Origin of the sequence: Brevundimonas sp. (genome assembly GCF_018608325.1) — a bacterium.
In the GTDB taxonomy this organism is placed as follows: Bacteria; Pseudomonadota; Alphaproteobacteria; order Caulobacterales; family Caulobacteraceae; genus Brevundimonas.
The window spans coordinates 8,443-13,620 of the sequence record NZ_JABAZW010000085.1; the positions used below are offsets into that span (position 1 = coordinate 8,443).

Below are 5,178 nucleotides of genomic sequence, written 5' to 3' on the forward strand. Positions count from 1 at the left end.
CGCCCCGCCGGTCAAGTGAGCCCTATAGAGAACACTGATCAATCAAGGTATCACTCTGACGATTCCGCTCATCGAACCGTTCACAGGGAAAGCCTTGCTCACCTCCATTCTCGTCGCCTTTGCGCTGCTGTTCTCGACCTCCTCTCAGGACGAAGAACTCCCATCTGGACGCACTCTGCAGTCCACTTCTGACAGGTACGCAATGGGCCAGTGCCTAAATGGCATAGTCGGCATTCGCGGCGTCATCATGCGTTGCACACTAGATGGCGAGGGGCGTGCGCAAGGTTGCGAAATCGCCAATCCCTCTCCCGCAGTCATGCGTAACGAGCGTGTTTTCCAGTGCATGGCCTCGCGAATGCGGTTTTCCTTCTCTGACCGATCATCAACTGCGGGTCAGGAGGTTCACTTCCGACTGGGTGGACAAACAGTTCTGGGTGAAGAGGCGTTGAGACAGGCCGAACGCAAACAGTCACGCCCTTGATCGAGCGCCCTGACGCTTCTCGCCGCATCGGCTTTGACCCCATTGTCGATGCGGGCACGCGGCTGCTGATCCTGGGCAGCCTGCCCGGGGACGCCTCGTTGAAGGCGGCGCAGTATTACGCCCATCCGCGCAACGGCTTCTGGGCCTTGATCGGCGGCGTGCTGGGCGAAGATCTGCCCGCCCTGCCGTATGAGCAGCGTTTGGTGCGGTTGAAGGCGCGAGGGGTCGGTCTGTGGGACGTTATCGCTTCGGCGGAACGGTCCGGCAGTCTGGACGCGGCCATCCGCTCACCCGAGGCCGCCGATCTGCGCGGACTGGTCGAAAGCCTGCCGGATTTGCGTGCCGTCGCCTTCAACGGCGGGCTGGCGGCCAAGCTGGGACGGCGGATTCTGGGCGGCATGGACGCGGTCGAACTGGTCGACCTGCCGTCATCCAGCCCCGCTCATGCAATATCTTTGTCGGCAAAAGCGCAAACCTGGGCCATACTGGGGAAGTTTCTCCCAGATAAGCCTGCCGACTGATGATCCTGACCCTTTCCTGCCCTGACCGCCACGGCATTGTCGCGGCGGTTTCCTCATTTCTGCTGGCGCGCGACGCCAACATCTCGGACGCCCAGCAGTTCGGTGACGCCTCCAGCGCGACCTTCTTCATGCGGGTGGTGTTCGAACCCGCCGACGGTGACGCCGAGGCCTCGATCCGCGACGCCTTTGCGCCGCTGGCCGGGCGGTTCGAGATGGACTGGACCCTGCGCGGCGGCGAACCGCGCAAGGTGATGATCCTGACGTCCAAGTTCGATCACTGTCTGGCGGACCTGCTTTATCGCTGGCGCATCGACGAACTGCCCATGCAGGTGACAGCCATCGTGTCGAACCATCCGCGCGAACTGATCGGCCATGTCGATCTGGGTGACCTGCCCTTCCATCACCTGCCGCTGAAGGCAGGCGATCCCGCCGCCAAGGCCGAACAGGAAACGACCCTGCTGCGCCTGATCGAAGAGACCGGCACGGAACTGGTGGTGCTGGCGCGCTACATGCAGATTCTGTCCGACGACCTGAGCCGTGCGCTGGAGGGCCGTTGCATCAACATCCACCACTCCTTCCTGCCGGGGTTCAAGGGCGCAAAACCCTATCATCAGGCCCACGCGCGCGGCGTGAAGGTGATCGGCGCCACCGCCCACTATGTCACCGCAGATCTGGACGAAGGCCCGATCATCGAACAGGACGTTGAACGCATCAGTCACCGTGACACGCCCGAAGATCTTATCCGTAAAGGTCGAGATATCGAGCGTCGTGTTCTAGCGCGTGCCGTCCGCCGCCACCTGGAAGACCGTGTTTTGCTGCATGGAAAAAAGACGGTGGTTTTCGAAGACTGAATGCTCAAGCTGCGAATTCTTATGGTCCGCAGTGCATCCTTTATGCCTCACCGCGCGTAACGTTTCCGTGACCGCCTTCAGAGCGGAAAATAAAGGATGGAAACGTTATGACCAACATTCGCAATACAATGCTCGTGGCCGTATCCGGCGCCGCTCTTCTGGCGGTGGCGGCTTGCGGCAATCAGAACAGCACCCCGGCGGACACCGCTGCTCCGGCGCCGGTGGAAACCACCGCGATGACGCCTGAAACTCCGATGCCCATGGTCGGCGGCGCGGCGATGGATCCGGGCCAGACGATCGTCGCCAATGCGTCCAAGGCCTCGAATCTGTCGACCCTGGTCGCTGCGGTCCAGGCTGCGGGCCTGGTGGACACCCTGAACGGCGCCGGCCCCTTCACGGTCTTCGCGCCTGACAACGCCGCCTTTGACAAAATTCCCGAAGCGACGCGCACCGCCCTGATGCAACCGGCCAAGAAGGCCGACCTGACCAAGATCCTGACCTATCACGTCGTCGCTGGCCGCCTGACCGCAGCCGACATCGCCGCCCAGGCCCAGGCCGATGGCGGCACAGCCAAGCTGAAGACGGTTCAGGGCGAGGAACTCAAGGTTTCGGCGGGTCCGAACAACACCTGGGTCATCACCGACGCCAAGGGCGGCAAGTCCACAATCACCCAGGCTGACGTCGGCCAATCCAACGGGATCGTTCACGTCGTCGACACGGTGCTGATGCCGTAAAAATAATTTTCAGCCCGCGTCGATTGGGCTGAAACCAAATGGCGCGCGCCGTGTTCTTCAGGGGCGCGAGAGACGCACACTACGCCGGGCAAGACTTCCCCCAACGTCCCCGGCAAAAAAGAAAGGGCCGCATTTTCCCCCGGATGCGGCCCTTTCGATTTTCTGATTGGCCCTAAGACCTGACGGCTTATTCGCCGGCGCGGATTTGCTCACGCGCGATGGAAGCCAGTTCATCCATCTTGGAATAGATTTCGCTGTCCGGAACGGTCAGGCCCGAGCCCTTGAGGTCGCCCGCAACCTTGCGGAAGACGTCTTCGTCGCCCGGCTGTTCGAAGTCAGCGCGCACGACGGCCTGCGCGTATTGATCCGCGCTCTCGGACGACAGGCCCATCTTCTCGGCCGCCCACAGTCCCAGCATCTTGTTGCGCCGGGCGATGGCCTTGAATTCCTGCTCCTGATCGAGTGCGAACTTGGCCTCGAAGGCCTTTTCCCGATCGTCGAAGGTCGTCATCTCGCTCAGCATAGCTCCGTGAACCCCGATAACCTCGGGGCATGAGCCGTCTATAGCCCCCCCGCGCCCGAACGCAACCAGACTTGCATCGCAGGGTGGCGATGTCCCCATGGTTTTCCATGCACCGTTGCGGTCCATCCTCATTTGTATAGAGGGCCGCGTTCGGCTAAGGAGACGCCGAACGAGATTGACTGCCTGAACGATTCCGAAACGCGCCGCCAGGATCGGGACTTGCCCTGCATCATGGCCGCGCGATTTTTGTTTCTGAGGGCGCCCGTAAGCGGGACCGGAAGATGAACAGCAAGCGCAAGAAGCTCTACGAGGGCAAGGCCAAGATCCTTTACGAAGGACCGGAGCCGGGCACCCTGATCCAGTATTTCAAGGACGACGCCACTGCGTTCAACGCGCAGAAGAAGGCCGTGCTTGAAGGCAAGGGCGTGATCAACAACCAGATCAGTGAATTCATCATGTCGCGCCTGAACGGCATCGGCGTGACCAACCACTTCATCAAGCGCCTGAACCTGCGCGAACAGTTGATCCGCGAAGTCGAGATCATTCCGCTGGAAGTCGTGTGCCGCAACATCGTCGCCGGTTCGATGAGCCAGCGCCTGGGCATCGAGGAAGGCACGCCTCTGCCCCGCTCGATCATCGAATTCTACTACAAGAAGGATGAGCTCAACGACCCGATGGTCACCGAAGAGCACATCACGGCCTTCAACTGGGCCTCGACCCAGGAACTGGACGACATCCTGGCGATGACCGTCCGCGTGAACGACTATCTGTCCGGCCTGTTCAGCGCCGTCGGCATCACCCTGGTCGACTTCAAGATCGAATTCGGCCGCGTCTGGGAAAACGACTTCAGCCGCGTGATCCTGGCTGATGAAATCAGCCCCGACAGCTGCCGCCTGTGGGACACCGCCTCGGGCGAGAAGCTGGACAAGGACCGCTTCCGTCGCGATCTGGGCGATGTCATTGAAAGCTATACCGAAGTCGCGCGCCGCCTGGGCATCATGAAGGGCATGCCGACTGTGATTCAAGGAGGGCTGCACTAGTGGCTAAGGTCAAGGTTCACGTCTTCCTCAAACCCGGCGTTCTGGACGTTCAGGGCAAGGCCGTTGAAGGCGCCCTGCAGGGTCTGGGCTGGCCCGGCGTCGCCAACGCCCGCGTCGGCAAGCTGATCGAGTTCGATCTGGACGGGGCGGAAGACCCGCAAGGCGAGGCCAAGAAGATGTGCGAACAGCTTCTGGCCAACACGGTCATCGAAGGCTACCGCATCGAGGTCGCATAAGACATGAGAGCCGCCCTGATCATCGGGGCGGCTCTTTTGCTGCTTGGCTGCAAGCGAACAGCGGAGCCTGAATACGCCTCATACGGCCTGGCCTCGCTTGACTGCAAAAAGGGCTTCAGGGCTCTTGTCGCCGAACTGGACGCGGCGAAGAATTTCATCGTCTGGCGGCATGAAAGAGGCCTGACCGAATACAGGGATGATCGCGATCTAAGCCTGTATCTTGTCACGCTTCCCGATCATCCAGCCCACCCCGCGATCTTCCTGCGCAGGGTCAATGTCGCGACAGATTCTTTCAACATTGATTCAGGCGGATGCGGTTTTGGCGACAAAGAAGCCTTCGAACAGGAAAAGACGGCCTATCAACTGTTCGACCGCATGCTGACCGAAGAACACCCATGCTACTGGTGTGACGCCTCCAAGCCAGTATCGCCTTCGGTCTGGAGACACATTACGCCGCCCCCGCCGCCTCCACCCGACGACACAGATAATCCCGCGTGAGCGGCACGGCGTCCGGCTTCTTCGTCAGTTGCAGCTGGAACACCATCTGCCCCAGTTCGCGGAAGGCGACCTCGCTGACGGCGAGATAGAACTCCCACATCCGGCAGAAGCGTTCGTCGTACATGGCCAAAGCCTCGTCACGGCGGGCCAGGAACCGTTCACGCCACGCCTTCAGCGTCTCGGCGTAATGCAGACGCAGCACCTCCATGTCGGTCACCCACAGGCCCGCGCGCTCGATGGCGGGCAGCACCTCTGACAGGGCCGGGATATAGCCGCCGGGGAAGATGTATTTCC

At 61.2% G+C, this 5,178-nt stretch carries 8 protein-coding genes; 6 read left to right on the forward strand and 2 right to left on the reverse strand.

Features of this window, described 5'->3' with window-relative positions; all coding sequences use genetic code 11:
- Window positions 1-477 precede the first annotated feature (477 nt).
- From QZ281_RS08610 to QZ281_RS08620, 3 genes are all read left to right on the forward strand, one after another.
- The gene (locus QZ281_RS08610) at window positions 478-1,002 is read left to right on the forward strand and encodes a DNA-deoxyinosine glycosylase (protein ID WP_292227200.1); all 525 of its coding nucleotides are present in this window, start codon (window positions 478-480) and stop codon (window positions 1,000-1,002) included.
- Complete coding sequence (gene purU / locus QZ281_RS08615; RefSeq protein ID WP_292227202.1) at window positions 1,002-1,853, forward strand: formyltetrahydrofolate deformylase; 852 nt, start codon at window positions 1,002-1,004, stop codon at window positions 1,851-1,853. Before QZ281_RS08610 ends, purU begins: the two co-directional genes overlap by 1 nt.
- A gap of 107 nt (window positions 1,854-1,960) precedes the next feature.
- Window positions 1,961-2,587 (forward strand): fasciclin domain-containing protein, encoded by a 627-nt coding sequence (locus QZ281_RS08620; protein WP_292227205.1) that lies wholly within the window; start codon window positions 1,961-1,963, stop codon window positions 2,585-2,587.
- Between the two features lie 187 nt (window positions 2,588-2,774).
- Here QZ281_RS08620 and QZ281_RS08625 read toward each other — a convergent pair whose 3' ends face one another.
- Window positions 2,775-3,098, reverse strand: a complete 324-nt coding sequence (locus QZ281_RS08625) for a DUF1476 domain-containing protein (RefSeq protein ID WP_201096686.1) — start codon at window positions 3,096-3,098, stop codon at window positions 2,775-2,777.
- 293 nt (window positions 3,099-3,391) lie between these two features.
- Between QZ281_RS08625 and purC the strand changes: the two genes are divergently transcribed.
- The 3 genes from purC to QZ281_RS08640 are packed head-to-tail and all read left to right on the forward strand — an operon-like array spanning window position 3,392 to window position 4,884.
- Entirely contained in the window at window positions 3,392-4,150 is a 759-nt protein-coding gene (gene purC, locus QZ281_RS08630; RefSeq protein WP_201096684.1) for a phosphoribosylaminoimidazolesuccinocarboxamide synthase, read from the forward strand.
- Window positions 4,150-4,386: a phosphoribosylformylglycinamidine synthase subunit PurS gene (purS, locus tag QZ281_RS08635; RefSeq protein ID WP_292227209.1), complete on the forward strand. Its 237-nt coding sequence runs from the start codon at window positions 4,150-4,152 to the stop codon at window positions 4,384-4,386. The genes purC and purS overlap by 1 nt, the downstream gene beginning before the upstream one ends.
- Before the next feature lie 3 nt (window positions 4,387-4,389).
- Entirely contained in the window at window positions 4,390-4,884 is a 495-nt protein-coding gene (locus tag QZ281_RS08640) for a hypothetical protein (RefSeq protein ID WP_292227211.1), read from the forward strand.
- Here QZ281_RS08640 and QZ281_RS08645 read toward each other — a convergent pair.
- Window positions 4,835-5,178: class I SAM-dependent methyltransferase (locus tag QZ281_RS08645; protein ID WP_292227214.1), on the reverse strand; the 344-nt coding region annotated here is incomplete at its 5' end. The genes QZ281_RS08640 and QZ281_RS08645 overlap by 50 nt on opposite strands.